Raw genomic sequence first — 17473 nt, forward strand, 5'->3', positions numbered from 1 at the left:
GCTAACTTATTCGAAGGCAGCATCTAAAACAATTAAGGTAAGAGGGTGAAAATAATACAAACGAATATTTTCGGGGTATGTTTATGTACTTTAGCAAAATAACTATTCCATATTCTTCTTATAATTAAGCCTCAACAACCCCTTAAAATCCACCTCCGCAATCAACACACTCACTAATATAAGTGTCGCACCCAAGTATCCTTTCCCCTGTAAAAACGAAAGCAAAACCAGCTGAAAAGACAGGTTCTAATGAAAAAATAAGCCCGGTATGTGTAGGCGTCGTATATTGCTGGGCGATTACTTGCACGATGAATGCGACTGCGGTGCAAAATATGCTTAAGGCTAAGATGATGAGCCATGAGTTGGTTGTGCTAGGCAGTTTTGGTGTTTCGATAATGAATGAAAAAATAAGACTAAATAGGCCGACGAAGCCGAGTTGTATGACTCCAAGTGCAATGGAGTTCACATGTTTCGTTACGCTGCCAGTAATGATGACGTGAATCGCATAAAATAAGGCTGACAGTATGCAAAATATATCGCCATTACCGATCTTGAATTCGCTCGTTAATGTTAATAAGCCGATTCCTATTATCGTTAAAAAGATTCCTACTATCACTTTCTTTTCCGGAATGTGTTTTAAAAATATAGCTGATAAGATCGGAATGAAAATGAGTGTGAGACATAGTAAGAAACCAGCGTTAGAAACACTCGTGTACTTTGTACCGAAAGTCGCGAAAATGTAAACGATAAATAAGACAGAAGCGAGTATAAATGCATATTTTACAGTTTTAAAATCGATTTTGAATAAATGTTTGTAAAATATTAAACCTGATAAAAGAAAGGCAATAATAAATCGTAATGCGATTAAGTTGTATTCTTCTATGCCTTCAAGTCCAACCTTCGTAAGTAAGATGGATGCACCCCAAAAGAATGTAACTAGTAGTAGCCCTAAATCCGCTTTTAATTGTAGTTTCATTTCTATTCCCTCGTTATGTATAAATTTTAGAATCCCATACCCCTATCCCCATTTTATATTTTAATATTAATTCTGAATATTTTTAATTTAAATTTATCGACGTTTTACTGCATAAGAAAGAGGCTGTTTATAAAACAGCCTCTATGTATCTGAAAATCTTAACCTTGACTAAAGATTATGTAGTATTTCTAAACCTTTTCTTGTTAGAGTAATCCCTGCTCTACCTCTTTTTATTTCCACATACCCTTTCATTTTTAGGAAGTTCAATCGGTGTCTCACTTGTGCTTCAGATAAGTTTATTTCGACTTCTTGGCTCTTTTCAGAAATAATTCTTCTTCCGATTGCTTTTCCTTTTTCTTCATAATTCATGATGAGGGTAAGGATGAAAAGTGATTCTTGATCAAGAGCGTTTGAACTTGAAGAAAAGGGTGTTATACTCTCGGCTTGGTCGCTATTTGTTTTCTTATGTGGAGGCTTTTGAAAATAATGTTGATTAGGCAAATCATTTTTTGTTATTTGGTTTCCGGTACGGACAGCAAGCATATAGTCTATCGTATTTTTAAGTTCTCTTACATTTCCGTACCATGGATATCCTTGCAGTTCTTCAATTAGTTCTTGTTCAATTTTGACTTTAGGGTCCGATAGCGCAACAAAATGTTTAGCCAATAATTCAATGTCATTTCGGCGCGCCCTTAATTCTGGAAGGTGTATAAAGAGTACTTTAAGCCGATGGTATAAGTCTTCTCTAAACATATTTTCTTGAATCATTTTTAGCAGATCTTTATTGGTTGCTGCAATAATCCTTACGTCTATCGGGATAATTTGGCTTCCTCCAACGCGCATAATCTCTTTTTCCTGCAATACTCGAAGGAGTCGTGCTTGAAGTTTCAGGCTAATATCTCCAATCTCATCTAAAAAAATAGTGCCACCATTTGCTTGTTCAAATAGTCCCATTTTCCCGCCCTTTTTTGCTCCGGTAAACGCTCCGTCTTCATAACCAAATAATTCACTCTCGACTAAATCATCCGATAAAGCACTGAAGTTAACAGCAAGAAAAGGGCCGCTATTTCGCTTGGAAGCATTGTGAATAGCACTTGCAAACAACTCTTTTCCGGTACCACTTTCACCCTCAATTAATACAGTTAAATCAGTCTTAGCTAATCTTTTTGCAATTTGTTTCGTGTCTTGAATAGTAGAGCTAATCCCAACGATATTATGAAAGTTGTATTTTGCTACATAACCTTTTTTGACAAATTCTTTTCTCAATTTCCGTTCAAACCCGATGGTCTTAAGGGCATTTCTAAAAGTAACAATAATCGATTGATCATTTATATGTAGGCGTTCTACTATTACATCCGAGCCGTTTACAACAAATATTCCGCTTTCTTGTTGTTTATTTGAAAGGATGAAGTTTACTAAATCAATATTATCAATAATGGCATCAATCGGATGACCAATAGCATTTTTACTTTTTATTTTCAGCATGCTTTCCAGAAATTCATTAAAGACAACAATTCTTCCTTCATAATCAATAGCTAGTATGCCATCACCAACACCATCAATTACTTGATGCAGTTGTCGATGAGCTTTAGCTAAATTTTTTGTTAAATCTACTATTTTTCGATAGTATCTTTCAGAAACGTGGTTACCTGATTCCTCCATTAAATGAAATCGATCTAGAATGGACATGATTGTAGTAATATCTATTAATCTATGACCAATATTAATTACTTTTTCTACAAAGTCAGGGATAATTTCAAGTTCGCCAGGTGTAATTGCGAGCTTGATCATTTGTATATTCGTTTTTCCAGGATAGTATGGAAAATATTCAATGTGGTTTAGCCCCAATTGACGCATCGTTTCAATTGATTCGTATACTGTTTCATGATTATCATTCACATATAGAGCTTGTGTTCCTTCTGGTAAAAATAAAAGCTGGTCCACGTTTTCATAATTTAATGTTCGTTTTGCTATTATTACTTCGCAGTTTTCCCCAATAAAGTCTTTCACCGTTTCTATCGTAAATGTATTCGGTAATACAATTAATGTAGAATGAAATACTTTTGGAATACTTTCTTCTACAGAAAAACTTTCGATATCTATGAGATCACCTACCATCTCCGTTAGTTGTTGATGTAGGGCTTTTCGTGTTTCTTTTAAAACGGTGATCAATACAATGTGGTTGGTTTTAAATTTGTTCATAGAGCACCTCTTTAGTTGAATGTAATTGGTCTAAAGTTGGTTATTAATTGGTTGTTATGTAACCAATTAATAACCAATTATAATACATTTCAACATAGTAAACACCGATAAAACGACAAAATATTTAAAAATATGTAAATAATCACTTTAATTTCGATGTTGGCACGATATTTGCTTATATCAATGGTGTGTAAAGAAATAGGGAAATGAGTAGAGTCATAATTTACATATTTAATTCTTTACCACTTGCTAGAAAAGGGAGGTTAAGAGTATACAATTTCAACAGAGAAAGACAACGAAACCATTTAAATTATGAGGTGAGAGAAAATGAAACCACTAATTGGTGTTACTGGGTATTATGTTGATCATAGTGAAATAGGGAAGGAGGGCTTGCGAGGGCTACCAGGTCAAGATATGGCTCTCTTTTCTTATGATTACATCCGTTCCCTTCAAAGGGCAGGTGCAACGGTTGTGCTACTTCCAATTGAGGAAGTTGATCAAATTGAGTCCACACTTAATCAATTAGATGGATTGTTATTGGCTGGTGGCGCGGACATCAATCCTGTTTATTACGGTGATATTCCAAAAGCATATATAGGTACTGTAGAGGAAGAACGAGATAATTTTGAATTAAATCTGGCAAAGCAGGCTTTAGAAAAAGATATTCCTATTTTAGGAATTTGCCGAGGATTACAAGTGTTAAATGTTGCAGCTGGTGGGTCTCTTTATCAAGACTTAGAGCACGAGATGGGACCAGAATATTTCCATGTTCGAGAACAGTTCCGTAAATGGCAAGGCTCTCATTCCGTAGATCTTCTGGAAGAGGGAAAAATTTATGAGGCTATTGGCCAAAAATCTTTAATGGTTAATTCTTTTCACCATCAAGCAGTGAAAACATTAGGGAAAGATTTTGAGGCGAGCGCATGGTCCTTTGATGGTGTAATAGAGGCTATTGAATCGAAGGCTCATCGTTATGTAGCAGCGGTTCAATGGCATCCAGAAATGATGTCGGAAAGGGATGTCTTGCAGCAACGTTTATTTAACCAATTTGTAAATGAAATTAGTAAAAAGGTAGTTAAATCCTAGCGTTTTATAAATAAAAGAATTGATGGATAGCTTGGTACGTCATGGTAGTGGGGAAACCAGACTGCCGGCTGCTTGTAAAAGTAATAATCATTGGGGGATGAACAAAACCCCCGATGATTAAAGTTTCATTCTATTGCAAAGGGGATTGGTATATGAGTCAAGTATCAGAGAAGGCAGTTTCATTCGAGCCAGAAGGAAAAAAGGAAAGAAAAGAATGGAAAATAAACGTATTTGCAATGTTACTTGTCTTGTTAGTTATTGCGGCTGTGATTACACATATATTGCCGGCCGGAAAATATGAACAGATTGAAAAAAATGGGTATACAACAGTAGATCCAAATTCATTTAAGTGGATTGAATCAACGCCACTTGGATTTTTTGATACGGTAAAATCTATTCCTACAGGGATGGTAGAAGCTGCTAATATTATCTTTTTTATTCTTATTATCGGAGGTTTTTTTGGTGTATTAAAGGCATCCGGTACAGTTGAGGCTCTTGTTTCAACGATGGCAAAAAAACTTGCTAACCGTGAAAAGTTAATGATTCCTATTATCATGCTGTTCTTTGCACTTGGCGGGTCATTAATGGGGATGGCTGAGGAAGCTTTAGTGTATGTACCTCTATTTATTCCGCTAGCTCTTGCGGTTGGATTTGATACGATAACAGGGACTGCGATGGTACTAGTAGGAGCGTCCGTCGGATTTACAACGGCAATTATGAATCCGTTTACAGTTGGGCTGGCACAAGGGATAGCGGGTCTTCCTATGTATTCGGGGATGGGGTTCCGCCTCATTTTATTCGTAGTCATATATGTAATTGCGGTTACATTCGTCTATCGTCATGCTATGAAAGTAAAGAGGGATCCTGCAAGCGGAATTTACGGAAAATTCGATACAAAGAAGCAAGACAGCTTACTAACAGCAAAAGTAGAGTTAACAAAAAGACATAAATGGATATTAACGGCCTTTTTAATCAATTATATTATTCTTGTATTTGGTGTTATTAAGTACGAGTGGTATATAAAAGAAATTGCAGCCTTATTTATTATTTTAACTATAATCATTGCAATTCTTGGCAAGATATCTCTTGATGATACTGTAGAATCTTTCACACAAGGATCGGCATCTTTAATCGGTGGCGCTTTAATCATTGGTGTATCACGCGCTATTTTAGTTGTATTGAATCAAGGGCATATTATAGACCCACTACTTTATCAAGTATCGGAAGAAATGAAACATGTGTCTCCTTTTTTAAGTGTTGTTGGAATGTACAACTTCCAAGTAGCGATTCATTTTATTTTAGCATCAGGTAGTGGCCATGCGATGTTGACAATGCCTATCATGGCGCCACTTGCAGATTTATTGGACATTACACGCCAAACAGCTGTATTATCCTTTTCATTCGCCGATGGTATTGGAAATATTATTTTTCCAACAGGTGGTACGCTAATGGCTGGATTAGCAATTGCAGGAATTTCATGGACAAGGTGGGCAAGGTGGATTCTTCCTTTAATTCTAATTGAATACTCAATCGGTTTACTAGCAGTTATAATTGCTCATCTTATTGGTTATGGTCCATCTTAATAAAAGGTAGATATGCTTTCACTTATAGAAAGTTCGGATTTGAAGAAAATCGCTAAATAATGGTGATAGAAAAGCCCGGTTTAGAAGGGCTTTTTTTCTATGCAAAATTTCATTTGTTTTGTTTACATAATATCTTTACAATCATTTGATAAAATATATGCAACTGCATATTGTGAGGGTGGATGGTTATCCCTTCTTTCTATTCGGAAGGAAAGGAGGTGATAATATGGAGTTTTTGATTGATCTTGTAAAAGAGTTTCTGAAAGCGACTGTGCGCGAAGTTTCAGCGTATTTTTTGCGGAAGCAACTTCTGGATAAGGACAACAAAAAACCCACTCCGCGCCGTCACAAGCAAAAGGGTGGGTTCCGCAAAAAGAAATAGCTTATAATAACCACCACCCTAAGCGGTAGCAGTTAGGGAAGAGATGTGAGCGCATCTCTTCCTTTTATTATATGTCATTTTATTTGATGTCATACTTATATAGTATTCTACGGAAAATATATCATATTCCTATTTTTTGGTCAATTTGATCCCGCTTTAACGGGCAGTAAGACCCCCACCTCAAAATTCAGTGGAAGCAAAGAAGTTAGGTGGGGGTCGGGCTGTCCGTAAAAGCCCGATTGGTTCAACTAATAATCAGTGGGGGATGAACAAAACCCCCCACTGATTAAAGTTTCACTTTATTGCATGATTGAAAAGGTGTAGTCTTATTCCTCTTCAAACTGAAAAATATCCCGATTAATAAGTTGGTGGAGATACTTATCCATTTCAGCCGCAGAAACTTTCCTTTCATTTTTAAACCACCATGCGCTTAATGAGGTGATTGCCCCTGAATAAAATTCAATGATTAGATCATTTGGCATCGTATGATTTTTGCGTAGTTGATGTAACGCTTCTATTTCTTGTTTTCTCGTTTCGTGACTTAAATACTGTGTCCGGTTAATAAATTGTTCATCAGACATTTGTGTTTCTAATATTTTACCGATTTCTTCATGATGTAGAAATTGTTCCATTACTTGAAATGGTTTACTTAATCGATCTGAAACCGGTATTTCAGCAATCATCTTGCTGTATCGTTTAAATCCAAATGCTAATAAAGCATCTTTATCTTCGAAGTGTTTATAAAAGGTTGTTCGGTGTACCATCGCACGGTCACATATTTGGTTAATTGTGATCGTACTATATTTCTGTTTTGATTGTGTCATTAATTCAAATAAGGAATCCCATAGTAATTTATGTGTACGTCTAATACGTAAATCAAGTTGTTTTTCATTATCGTTCATCTACAATTCTCCTTTTTTGTAGATTAAATATACAGTGGCTGAAAATTGATTCTCCCTTTTTAATCTACATATGTATATTATATTACATGTGTTTAGGTATATTTATCGTTTTTTAGTAAGAAACAGGAGGAGAATTTGTAAATGAATATGACAACTAAGAGCCCTGCAAGTGGCAAAGTTGATACTTCTAATTTGAAACATACCCCCATTTTAATTGCATTACTTCTAGGGGCAATGGTTGCATTATTAAACGAAACGTTACTTGGTAATGCGTTAACCGTATTAATGAAAGAATTTGGCGTAACAGCTTCAACGATTCAATGGCTTTCTACAGCTTACATGTTAGTAGTTGGGGTTTTAGTCCCGATTACAGCGTTACTTCAACAATGGCTCACAACGAGGCAAATGTTTTTAATCGCTATGGTAACGTTTTTAGCTGGTACATTAATTGCGGGATTTGCGCCGACATTTTCCGTTTTATTAGTCGGCCGTATCGTCCAAGCGGTAGCGACAGGGTTAATTTCACCGTTATTAATGAATACGATTTTAATTATTTGTCCGCCTGAAAAACGTGGTGCAACAATGGGATTAATCGCACTTGTAATGATGGCAGCTCCAGCAATTGGCCCTACATTATCTGGAGTAATCGTGGATTCATTAAATTGGCGCTGGTTATTCTATATTGTTATTCCAATCGTGATCATTTCCATTATGATTGGGATGAGGTACATTCAAAATGTTTCAGAGTTAACAAGGCCAAAAGTAGATTACCCATCTATCCTTTTATCGACACTCGGATTTGGCGGGCTTGTGTATAGCTTTAGTGCATCAGGTGATTTAGGATGGTCCGATGCAAAAGTGTATGGCACTTTAATTGTTGGGCTTATCTCATTATGTATTTTTGTCGTTCGACAATTGAAAATTGAGAATCCAATTTTAGAATTACGAGCATTTAAAGTTCCGATGTTTACATTATCAGTTGGATTAATTGTCATTGTGATGATGTCGTTATTTTCAACGATGACTTTATTACCGATGTTCCTGCAAACCGTTTTACTCGTTACAGCTTTTAAATCAGGAATTATCATGCTTCCGGGAAGTGTTATTAGCGCCATAATGGGACCAATCGCAGGTAAACTATTTGATAAATTTAGTCCGAAAGTTATTATCGTTCCCGGCATTGTCTTAGTAGGAATTGCAATGTTCTTATTTAAAGGCATTACTCCTGATACATCAATGGTACAAATTATTGTCATGCATAGCGTATTAATGGTTGGACTCATGTTTGTCATGACAGCACAAACATACGGTTTAAATCAATTAACACCAGATTTATATCCGCACGGAACAGCACTGTTTAGTACACTGCAACAAGTAGCTGGCGCAATTGGTACGGCTATCTTTATTTCGAAAATGTCTTCAGGAACAGCTAGCTATATGGAAAGCTCCGCAAATCCAATGGACCCAGTAGAGAAGTTAAATGGTTTAACGTCTGGATTCCAAGGTGCATTTGCACTAGGGTTAGTCTTTATCATTGTTGCTTTTATCGTATCGTTGTTTTTAAAAGAAGAGAAAGAGGGAGTAAAGGCAGCGAGGGTTTTACAGAACGAGAATTAAGATTTAAATAAAAAAGACATCTTTAAGAGGTAAAGATGTCTTTTTATATTTCTTTCGTAACACTTGTTTTTGATGTCTTAATACATAAGAATTGGTATGTAAAATATTTGTATTTTTTGAATATGAATAATTATTGAGAATAACGATGCAAAGCTGTGCTAATAACTAAAAGTCCAATAATGAGAGAAAGTGTTCTTATAATAAGTTCTGCCACTAATAGTTCACCAAATGATTTAGTGACATCGTATATAGATCCTGTTATGAGAATAGGTGCAATCATAATTATAATTCCAATTATTATTTGAAGAAGTAGATTGATGTTTTTATTCAAGACAATCACCTCCAAAAAAATAGGGAATGGGAATATGATTTTTTTTGTATTATAAAATGATTATATCGTATTACATTAGACGATGAGAATATTTTTAAATAGTAGAAATTAGAGACTCTTCAATAAAAAGGAATTAAATATGGTATTCTTTAGTTAAGATATGTAAACGAAGACGGGGGAAATGAAGATGGATAAGAAGCTAAAGTATTGGCTAGCATCTATTATAGGGGGAGTAGTACTTGCAACTGGTATGACTTATGGAATATTACAGTTTGCTGAAGTCCCGCTTAAGAGTGAGGACCATGTTTTTGCAGAGGTTAATAAAGAAGACATACTATCGAATGAAGCAGAAGTGAAAGGTTCAAATGCACAACTTCACATTACAGTAACTTCTACTGAAGAAGAAGTTATTTCAGCTATGCATAGCATGACTCATCAAAAAGTAAAAGCGTGTGAAGGAAAGGGAGCAACCCCTATGTCCAAAAAGAATGCAGAGAAAGTAAGAAACATTCTAAACGGAAACAATTTCAAGAACAAAGAAGAGCTATTAGCAATTACTGAAAGATGGGCAAATAGAGATTTTAGTAAAATTGTAGAAGAACATAACTATTTTATTAAACTTCAAGGTGGCGTGATAGGTGAAGCTACAGTGATGGATAAGGTAGACGAGCAAGTATTCTGTCTCAATACTTTCGGTGATGATGTAACGGCCGCATTAATTAAATCAGGAGATCTTCAAGCGCTGTAAGGTGTTTTTTCTCTGATATAAAGAAAGCCTCAAGTATTCATATACTTGAGGCTTTTCCAATGGAAAGATAGGAATGGTCCGAATTCTTTACATTAAGAACAAAGTGGAATTACTCCTAAACCAATTAATAAAGCTGCAGCAACTGCTGGAATTGGTACAGGAATTTGAATACCTTCTACAAATAAGAAATATTGACCACTTACTATTTTAAAACAAACTAATTGCATGGCTATTCCTCCCTTCTTTTAGGGTTAATACATTATATTAATTTATCTATCTATTGATATAGTTAAATTATTTATTTTTAAAAATATAGTTAATATGTGAATAGTTTTCGAAAGGACCTGCTCAATCAATGCGGAAAAACATAAGATGAAACGAATCCATTAAAATACATGAGTGAACCTTAGTTTTCCCCTCTTATCTAAAGGAGGAACTATTATGGGTTATGGTGGTAGTTGTGGCGGTTGTGGCTTCTCGGGAGGCTTTGCTTTATTAGTTGTGTTATTCATTTTATTAATCATCGTTGGAGCTTCTTGCTTCTGCTAAAAACTATTGGAAAAGACACTCATATGGAGTGTCTTTTCTTTCGTGCAAAATGATTCCTGACAATAGCCAACTGTATAAAGTATACGGTATACTTTTGCCTCATTAGACATATAAAAATGTTGGAGGGATGTTATGAAACTAGTAGGGAAGCACATTTATATTCGGCTTTATAAAACTGATGATGCCAACGAGTTAGCTAACTTACATATTAGAAATCGTGAATTTTTTCAACGAGTTTGTCCGTTGCTCCCAGAAGTTTTTTATACAGAAGAACATCAAAAAATACGTCTTGAACAAGCTCTAAAAAAGACAGCTGAAGGGCAAGTATACCCTTTTGGAATCTTTTTAAGAGAAAATGATAAACTGATTGGAGACATTTCATTAACTCAAATTGTTAGGGGAGACCTCCAAAGCTGTTATACGGGATTCACTTTAGATAAGGAGCATAATGCAAAGGGCTATACAACAGAGGCTCTTCAACTTGTTGTAGATTTTGCTTTTAGGGAATTAAAGCTACATAGAATTGAAGCAGGAGCGATGCTTGATAATATAGCATCTATTCGTGTATTAGAAAAAGTGGGGTTTAAAAAAGAAGGTATAGCGAAAGAAAATATAAGGATTAATGGCAAATGGACAGTCCATCAAATATTAGCTATTATCAATAGTTTGGATGTGTAAGTTTATTTTGATTCCAATAAAGATAATCATGTAACTCTTCAAACTCTACCAACAGTTTTATAGAGACCTGTACAATTTTCGGATCAGAAACTAACCTTACAAGTCTTGAAATTCCACCTAACTCTACAATTACTCTATTTGAAAATTTTACAACTAACCACACTAAGACTCTTATTCGTTTTAGTTTTAGCTTTAGCTTTGTATTTGCTGCGTTCGTCACATTGACTAGTAGAACATTTAAATCCACAACTCCACAAACAATTAGATTAACACCAGGGAGATACAAGGACTTTCTTATTTGAGGAGGTTAAATGCCACTTCAGTTAACGCCTCATCAAGGCCATTATTTATCCAACAAACAACATATATTTGTTGTGATAAATCAAATTCATATTACTGTGAGAATAGTGACTATGGTTAGTATTAGTTATTAAAGAGAGCTTTGGCTCTTTTTTTATTTTCTTTCGACATAATATGACAATATATGAATTAATAGTTTGGTATTATTATCTAGAAATCTTACATTTATCTACAAATTATTATTGTATTTTTAGATTTTTAAATGTAAAATATTTCAATGTAAATACATACCATTTAGGGGGATAAAGAAATTTATGAAAAAATTATTAGCTTCAGCAACAGCGGTAACACTATTAACAGTGGGGTACAGTTCTTCTGCATTTGCAGCTAAGAGTCCTAATGATACAAAAAACTGTGGTCATTTTAAAAGTCAACAAGATGCTCAAGCATTCTGGGATCAAAATGGATATGGTGTTGGAAATGATCCACACCGTTTAGATAATGATAAAGACGGCATTCCATGTGAAGATTATAAATATCCAAAGAGCACAAATACTACAACAGAAAATAAAGAAACTACTAAACCTCAAGAGCAACCTAAACAAGAAAATACTAAACAGGAAAACACTAAACAAGAACCTGTTAAACAAGAAAACACTAAGCAAGAGAATTCAAAACAAAATAACCAAACAACAAATAATAAACAAGAACAAAATAAGCCTCAAACAACTGCAAAAGAAACAAAGAAAAATACTAATACAGTTGTGAAAAAAGAAACGAAAAAACAAGGTGAAAAATTACCTAATACAGCATCAAACGGTGTTACAATGATGTTAGCAAGCTTAGGATTAGCATTAGCTGGTTCTGTATTAATGTTCCGTCGTAAAAAGACAAACGCATAAAATAGTTCCTTAAAACGGCAGGAGAAATCCTGTCGTTTTCAAATGGAGTGATAAAAGTGAATAAAAAACAATGGATAGGCTTATGTTTAACTGTTATTGGACTTACTATCTTTTCCTATTATTTTCTAGAATGGTATAGTGCTAGACAATCAGCAGAGTCGTTAACAACTAACGAGGCTAAACAATATGAGACCTCCACACCTTCTAAAGAAAATGAAACGCAAAACATCAATCAAACAGAGACAGAGACAAAGATTGACACTTCATTACAACCTGAAGAACCTGTACAAATTCCCGCTTCAAAGGTAAACCATCAGTTAGGAGATAAAGTAGCATATTTAATTATCCCTAAAATACAAAAGAAATACTCTATATTTTGGGGAGCTGATGATAAAGTACTAAAAAAGGGTGTAGGTATGTTTGTTAGTGACTTAACTACTACACCATCTGGAAATGGTCATACAGTTTTAAGTGGACATAGAGATACTGTTTTTACCGAGCTTGGTGAATTAAAGGAAAATGACCAACTTATCGTAGAATATGAAAATAAAACATATACATATGAAATTAACAAGCATTGGATAACAGATTCAGAAGATCGAACAGTTATTGTAGAAAAAAGTGAGCCAACATTAACATTAACAACTTGTTATCCTTTTGACTATATAGGAGACGCTCCAGATCGGTACATAATTGAAGCATCTCTATTTTCCATTCATTGAGGATGGAAAGTCCAATACACATTAATTTTAATAATATGTATTGGACTCCCATTCAAGTATCATTTTTCTTAATGAATATTTGGTATATTTTAGGGTGTTTTTTACTATTTTTATGTTAAGATATTTTGGTTGATATTCATCTTATTTTAGGAGGTTGGAAAATCTGTTACATGCTTTTCATATGGATTTTAGTTTCTATACCGAAAGTATAAAAGTTTTAGGGTTATTAGGGAATTCTACTCGCTTATCAATTGTTTGTAAATTGATTACATATGGATCGTTGTCAGTTTCTGATTTAAGTAAGCAAACAAGAATTACAGAGGATTTGATTGTACAACATTTGCGTAAATTAGCCTTTGGAAATATTGTAATTAGTGAACGTATAGGGAAAAGGCTTTATTTCAAAATAAAAGATAATAAAACAATTGAGATTATTAAGGTATTAGGATTACTAAGTTAATTTTCATTACTTTCAATATAAATGATTTTGCTATAACTCAATTGTGCAAAATCACATTTAGCCTGCCTACGGAAATAGGGAGGTTTTTAATATACAAAAAGGCGCCCATATAAGGGTGCCTTTTCCAATAGTTTTTAGCAGAAACAACTGCATCCGATAATGATTAATAAAATAAACAATACAACTAATAAAGCGAATCCTCCAGCGAAACCGCAGCCTTCGCCGCAACTACCACCATATCCCATAACAATAGTGCCTCCTTTAGATTAGAGGGTAAAACTAGGGTTCATTCCATGGATTTTAATGGGTTCACTTTACCTTATGTTTTTAAGAATTAATTGAGCAGGTCCTTTTGAAAATAAGGGAAAGATGATCTAAGGCGCTTCACCTGAAGAGGGGTACGGCCAGCAAGTTACAGCTATGCATGAAGGGTTTAAAAGCAGATTACCTGAATATAAACAAATGGCTTCTGATTTGCGTGTTGTAAATCAAAGTTTCCTTAAATTTGGTGATTCTGTACAGAAGGCTGGGGCATCACTTCATAAACAAGCCGTAATGGCTGATGGACTAATTAATAGTGTTTCAAAGCATGTTGCAGAAGCTCAACAAGCATTTCCAACAATACATACAGACATTATGTCTGGTTTAGATGCTGCTAATAAGATTTCAGGCTACAAAATAGATACGTCTAATGTTGTTAAAAATGTTGGTAATATGGATGGGTTAACAACCCGCCTTAAAGATTTTGGTGTACCACCAAGTGTAGTAGAAGAAACAATTAAGTATGCTACTAAAAAACCTGGAAATAAACCTGGTCTATGGCAATACGATGGGAAAGATGTTAGAGTCGTATTGAATGATAATGGCGATGTTGTTTCCGTTGTACCTAATAAATCGTGAATATTATAAATAAAGTGGATTGAGCCCATTCACGTAAGGAGTTGTTAAATTGAATATACAATATGATGAATATGAATTATTAGAAATATTCGAGAGTGAACCAGAAGATTATTTTATTCCAGGTGCAGGTGCATATAGGTATAATAAAATAGATAAATTAGGTTTTGAATTAGTAATGATTATGTGTTATTACGAGGAAACTGTTGAATTAAATTTGTATTATAAAAATAAATGCATCTTTGAAACCAAGATGCATTCGGCGAAACGAATCTATACCCGTAATGACTCATTATATGTCCAAGGTGGCGTAGAAAACAAAACAATCGAAGTAAAATTCAAGCCACATTTTACAGTTACAATAAATGAGTTTTAAAAACTTGAAATCAATGTTCGTAAATATTCTGAACATGCTTTAGAAAGAATGGCTCCGGATACAATACAAGTTCGAGCTGAATTAGAGGCACATGCCAAAAGTAGAGGGCTTGTACGTAGTACACAGAAATTTAAAGAATTTGTTAATCCTAGAGGTATCACAACTTCTGTAGTAGATTTTCTGTGCCTTTCCATTGGAAAATCAAGACTGATATAAAAAATGAGTAGAAAAAACAAGGCTTTTACTTCGTGGATACCACTACAAAGTAAGAGCCTTGTTTCATTATATTTGTTCATACAGTTTTCCTTGTAGTCTTCTGTTTTCATCCTTCAATCTCTTATTCTTTATCAATTTTTCGAACAGGTTGCTCCCAAAAGTTTTTTATACAAAATAACATCAAAAAATACGTCTTGAACAAGTATGAAAAAAGAAAGCTGAAGGGCAAGTAATCCTTTTGGAATCATTTTAAGAGAAAATGATAAACTGATCGGAGACATTTCATTAACTCAAATTGTTAGGGGAGACCTCCAAAGCTGTTATACAGGATTTACTTTAGATAAGGAGCATAATGCAAAGGGCTATACAACAGAGGCTCTTCAACTTGTTGTATATTTTGCTTTTAGGGAATTAAAGCTACATAGAATGGAAGCAGGAGCAATGCTTGATAATATAGCATCTATTCGTGTATTAGAAAAAGTCCTACATAAGGGGACTTTTTCTAATACATATAGATTAAAATAATAATAGAAATTTTTTATTTTTTTCCACAACTATTAATTAAATCATATTGTTTAGAAATCATTTCATTTCGAATTTGATTGAGATGTTTATGTAATGTTTCTTTTATTGCACTACCTGTTTTGCTTTCAAAACTTTTGTTTAATTCAATTCCTTGTTCAGATAAACTTTTGCATACATCATGAAATGCTTCTTTGTTTTTTTGAATGGCATGTTTTTGGCTTGCTACTATGCTATTTGTTTTGAATGCTACATCAGTTTTTAAAAGTGATTGTTGCAGTTCTTTTTCTAATTGCTTTTTAACAGCTTGCAACTCATCTATAATAGTTCCAACTGCACCAACTGTAGCTTTCTCTATTTCTTTCTCTATTTTTTGAATTTCCCCTATAAAATCCATCATATTATCTCGCCGCCAGTCCTTCAAAATTTGTTCCTAATTGATTATCTTTATCTCGTAATGAATTAGCTGCATAAGCAATATCATCTCCAAAATGAATCAATTCTTTTTGTTTTTTCCGTAAAAGATGAATTAGTTCTTCTGCTAGTTGTATATCATGAAAATAGTCTTTTCCGTTTTGGGATATTTTCGCAACCTCTCTAATTGCTTCATCTACTTCATGTTCTTCTAACAGATGATATTTTCCTCCAGGGCCTGTCTCATGCTTCAATTGACTCTTTAATTTCGCAACTTCCTCTTCTTCTTGTTGTTGGAATGTTTCTATATTTCTAATAATATCAGATAATATATCGCTTATTTTTTGTATCTCTTTTGCATGACGAATGATATCATCTGGTTCTAATTCTAGTCGAACACTACCATTATTGTGGAACATTTCTAGAAATGTTGACATTGGATGTTGTCCCATAAATACAGCCGCGAGAATACTATCTGTTCCATTACTTTTTGTTGTAAATTGTTTACCAATCATAGGTGCTCCAAATTGATCAAAATTTCCTACAGCATCTTTTCTATGAGTATAATCTACTACTTTATTTTCCATTACGCCTTCATCTACTCGTTTTTTTGCTTTATCACTTAGTAATCTATAAATATTTGGTGCAGCATATGTTGTTGCATAACAATTCATTTCTGCTGCTACATATTGGGCTTCTGCAGCACCTTTACTATGTCCGGTAGTGTGAATAGATGTAGGGTTATATTTTTTCTTAATTTTTTCTGCAAATTCTACTGCACTATCAAATGATGTCGGTACCTTTTCACCTGCTACACCAAGGTTCTTTTTCTGTCCAAGTGTAATTTGAACTATATCTGTGGTTTTATCTCCATCGAATCTACCAAATTCAGTACCGCGGTATGCAATGATTACATCGTCATACTGTTTTTTACCAGATTTATACTTATCTGCGGGTACTACAGCGATTGCTTGTAATCCATTTTTCACCTTTGTGTGATCTGCATCGAAGGTGTCTATTACCTTCCATAATTTACCGTCAATTCCTTTTATCTCTTTCCCTTCTTCCAAATAATCTTTTTTATAAACCATACTTGAAAGCTCAAAATAATCTTCATCTGTCGCAATGGTATTCTTTTTCAATTCATTCATCTGCCTTAACTCACTTCGTGGTATATTTTAAATATATTTAATGATAAGGGGAATAGGAATGAAAAAAGCAATAATTATTATAATATCCATAATTTTCATTATAACAGGAGGTTATTTAGGAATGGAATACTTACAAAAAAAAGAACAAGAGGGACTGTTTTGGAAACAACAAGAGACAAGAATTGAGAAATACATTCGTTATAATATTAAAGATGTGCAATCGATTACCTTCACAAAACATGAAGTAAATCCGATGGGAGTTCCTTCTGTGGATGGATATATAAATAATGATAAAGAATTGAATTTCTCAGCTAGTATTAGTACTACGAAGAATTTTGAAGATAAACTTTCACGTTCTGGAAAATTAGGGGAACTTGTAAAAAAACCTGAAAAATCAGTATCTGAAATTGAAAAAGAAGAGAAGGAAAAGAAACAAGAGTAGTCTTTGCACTACTCTTA

At 34.1% G+C, this 17473-nt stretch carries 21 protein-coding genes and 2 pseudogenes; 14 read left to right on the forward strand and 9 right to left on the reverse strand.

Going from position 1 to position 17473, the window contains the following annotated elements:
- Positions 1–102: 102 nt before the first annotated feature.
- Both NST86_RS04965 and NST86_RS04970 read right to left on the reverse strand, forming a co-directional pair.
- Positions 103–976, reverse strand: a pseudogene (locus tag NST86_RS04965) (DMT family transporter).
- 168 nt (positions 977–1144) lie between these two features.
- Entirely contained in the window at positions 1145–3178 is a 2034-nt protein-coding gene (locus tag NST86_RS04970) for a sigma 54-interacting transcriptional regulator (RefSeq protein ID WP_340933256.1), read from the reverse strand.
- Between the two features lie 327 nt (positions 3179–3505).
- On the opposite strand from NST86_RS04970, the gene NST86_RS04975 reads away from it, so the two are divergent.
- From NST86_RS04975 to NST86_RS04985, 3 genes are all read left to right on the forward strand, one after another.
- On the forward strand, positions 3506–4264 hold the full coding sequence (locus NST86_RS04975) for a gamma-glutamyl-gamma-aminobutyrate hydrolase family protein (protein WP_340933258.1): 759 nt from the start codon (positions 3506–3508) through the stop codon (positions 4262–4264).
- A 152-nt stretch (positions 4265–4416) separates the two neighbouring features.
- Positions 4417–5847: a YfcC family protein gene (locus NST86_RS04980; RefSeq protein WP_016117322.1), complete on the forward strand. Its 1431-nt coding sequence runs from the start codon at positions 4417–4419 to the stop codon at positions 5845–5847.
- A 226-nt stretch (positions 5848–6073) separates the two neighbouring features.
- Complete coding sequence (locus tag NST86_RS04985) at positions 6074–6229, forward strand: hypothetical protein (RefSeq protein ID WP_002169017.1); 156 nt, start codon at positions 6074–6076, stop codon at positions 6227–6229.
- Between the two features lie 326 nt (positions 6230–6555).
- On the opposite strand, the gene NST86_RS04990 is transcribed toward NST86_RS04985, so the two are convergent.
- The gene (locus NST86_RS04990; RefSeq protein ID WP_001970441.1) at positions 6556–7131 is read right to left on the reverse strand and encodes a TetR/AcrR family transcriptional regulator; all 576 of its coding nucleotides are present in this window, start codon (positions 7129–7131) and stop codon (positions 6556–6558) included.
- Between the two features lie 141 nt (positions 7132–7272).
- Here NST86_RS04990 and NST86_RS04995 point away from each other — a divergent pair, with 141 nt between their 5' ends.
- Entirely contained in the window at positions 7273–8748 is a 1476-nt protein-coding gene (locus tag NST86_RS04995; protein WP_227593398.1) for an MDR family MFS transporter, read from the forward strand.
- A 130-nt stretch (positions 8749–8878) separates the two neighbouring features.
- Here the strand turns inward: NST86_RS04995 and NST86_RS05000 are convergent, their stop codons facing one another.
- Positions 8879–9079: a hypothetical protein gene (locus tag NST86_RS05000; protein ID WP_001038824.1), complete on the reverse strand. Its 201-nt coding sequence runs from the start codon at positions 9077–9079 to the stop codon at positions 8879–8881.
- Positions 9080–9266: 187 nt separating this feature from the next.
- On the opposite strand from NST86_RS05000, the gene NST86_RS05005 reads away from it, so the two are divergent.
- Entirely contained in the window at positions 9267–9827 is a 561-nt protein-coding gene (locus NST86_RS05005; RefSeq protein ID WP_000358641.1) for a PRK06770 family protein, read from the forward strand.
- Positions 9828–9919: 92 nt separating this feature from the next.
- Here NST86_RS05005 and NST86_RS05010 read toward each other — a convergent pair whose 3' ends face one another.
- Positions 9920–10054 (reverse strand): hypothetical protein, encoded by a 135-nt coding sequence (locus NST86_RS05010; RefSeq protein WP_001177693.1) that lies wholly within the window; start codon positions 10052–10054, stop codon positions 9920–9922.
- 214 nt (positions 10055–10268) lie between these two features.
- Here NST86_RS05010 and NST86_RS05015 point away from each other — a divergent pair, with 214 nt between their 5' ends.
- The 5 genes from NST86_RS05015 to NST86_RS05035 all read left to right on the forward strand — a co-directional run bounded on the left by NST86_RS05015 (position 10269) and on the right by NST86_RS05035 (position 13438).
- A complete protein-coding gene (locus NST86_RS05015; RefSeq protein WP_000540375.1) occupies positions 10269–10376 on the forward strand; it encodes a YjcZ family sporulation protein in 108 nt (35 codons plus the stop codon).
- 132 nt (positions 10377–10508) lie between these two features.
- A complete protein-coding gene (locus NST86_RS05020) occupies positions 10509–11054 on the forward strand; it encodes a GNAT family N-acetyltransferase (protein WP_227593397.1) in 546 nt (181 codons plus the stop codon).
- A gap of 614 nt (positions 11055–11668) precedes the next feature.
- The gene (locus NST86_RS05025) at positions 11669–12256 is read left to right on the forward strand and encodes an excalibur calcium-binding domain-containing protein (RefSeq protein WP_227593396.1); all 588 of its coding nucleotides are present in this window, start codon (positions 11669–11671) and stop codon (positions 12254–12256) included.
- A 56-nt stretch (positions 12257–12312) separates the two neighbouring features.
- Complete coding sequence (locus NST86_RS05030; protein WP_227593395.1) at positions 12313–12978, forward strand: class D sortase; 666 nt, start codon at positions 12313–12315, stop codon at positions 12976–12978.
- 181 nt (positions 12979–13159) lie between these two features.
- The gene (locus NST86_RS05035; RefSeq protein ID WP_000347623.1) at positions 13160–13438 is read left to right on the forward strand and encodes an ArsR/SmtB family transcription factor; all 279 of its coding nucleotides are present in this window, start codon (positions 13160–13162) and stop codon (positions 13436–13438) included.
- Positions 13439–13572: 134 nt separating this feature from the next.
- Here the strand turns inward: NST86_RS05035 and NST86_RS05040 are convergent, their stop codons facing one another.
- Positions 13573–13683: a YjcZ family sporulation protein gene (locus NST86_RS05040; protein ID WP_000540371.1), complete on the reverse strand. Its 111-nt coding sequence runs from the start codon at positions 13681–13683 to the stop codon at positions 13573–13575.
- Positions 13684–13858: 175 nt separating this feature from the next.
- Here NST86_RS05040 and NST86_RS05045 point away from each other — a divergent pair, with 175 nt between their 5' ends.
- Positions 13859–14338: a hypothetical protein gene (locus tag NST86_RS05045; RefSeq protein ID WP_227593394.1), complete on the forward strand. Its 480-nt coding sequence runs from the start codon at positions 13859–13861 to the stop codon at positions 14336–14338.
- A gap of 49 nt (positions 14339–14387) precedes the next feature.
- The gene (locus tag NST86_RS05050; protein ID WP_001025896.1) at positions 14388–14711 is read left to right on the forward strand and encodes a hypothetical protein; all 324 of its coding nucleotides are present in this window, start codon (positions 14388–14390) and stop codon (positions 14709–14711) included.
- On the opposite strand, the gene NST86_RS05055 is transcribed toward NST86_RS05050, so the two are convergent.
- The gene (locus NST86_RS05055) at positions 14708–15037 is read right to left on the reverse strand and encodes a hypothetical protein (protein WP_000845490.1); all 330 of its coding nucleotides are present in this window, start codon (positions 15035–15037) and stop codon (positions 14708–14710) included. The two genes, NST86_RS05050 and NST86_RS05055, sit on opposite strands and share 4 nt — an antisense overlap.
- A gap of 38 nt (positions 15038–15075) precedes the next feature.
- Here NST86_RS05055 and NST86_RS05060 point away from each other — a divergent pair.
- Positions 15076–15452: pseudogene (locus NST86_RS05060) on the forward strand (GNAT family N-acetyltransferase); the annotation flags it as partial.
- Positions 15453–15465: 13 nt separating this feature from the next.
- Here NST86_RS05060 and NST86_RS05065 read toward each other — a convergent pair.
- Both NST86_RS05065 and NST86_RS05070 read right to left on the reverse strand, forming a co-directional pair.
- Positions 15466–15849, reverse strand: a complete 384-nt coding sequence (locus NST86_RS05065; RefSeq protein ID WP_044796009.1) for a hypothetical protein — start codon at positions 15847–15849, stop codon at positions 15466–15468.
- Between the two features lies 1 nt (position 15850).
- Complete coding sequence (locus NST86_RS05070) at positions 15851–17014, reverse strand: hypothetical protein (protein WP_109139986.1); 1164 nt, start codon at positions 17012–17014, stop codon at positions 15851–15853.
- Positions 17015–17072: 58 nt separating this feature from the next.
- Between NST86_RS05070 and NST86_RS05075 the strand changes: the two genes are divergently transcribed.
- Entirely contained in the window at positions 17073–17456 is a 384-nt protein-coding gene (locus NST86_RS05075) for a DUF1433 domain-containing protein (protein ID WP_000709122.1), read from the forward strand.
- The last annotated feature ends 17 nt before the right edge of the window (positions 17457–17473 follow it).

Source organism: Bacillus sp. FSL L8-0199 (assembly GCF_038005705.1).
Taxonomy (GTDB): domain Bacteria; phylum Bacillota; class Bacilli; order Bacillales; family Bacillaceae_G; genus Bacillus_A; species Bacillus_A cereus.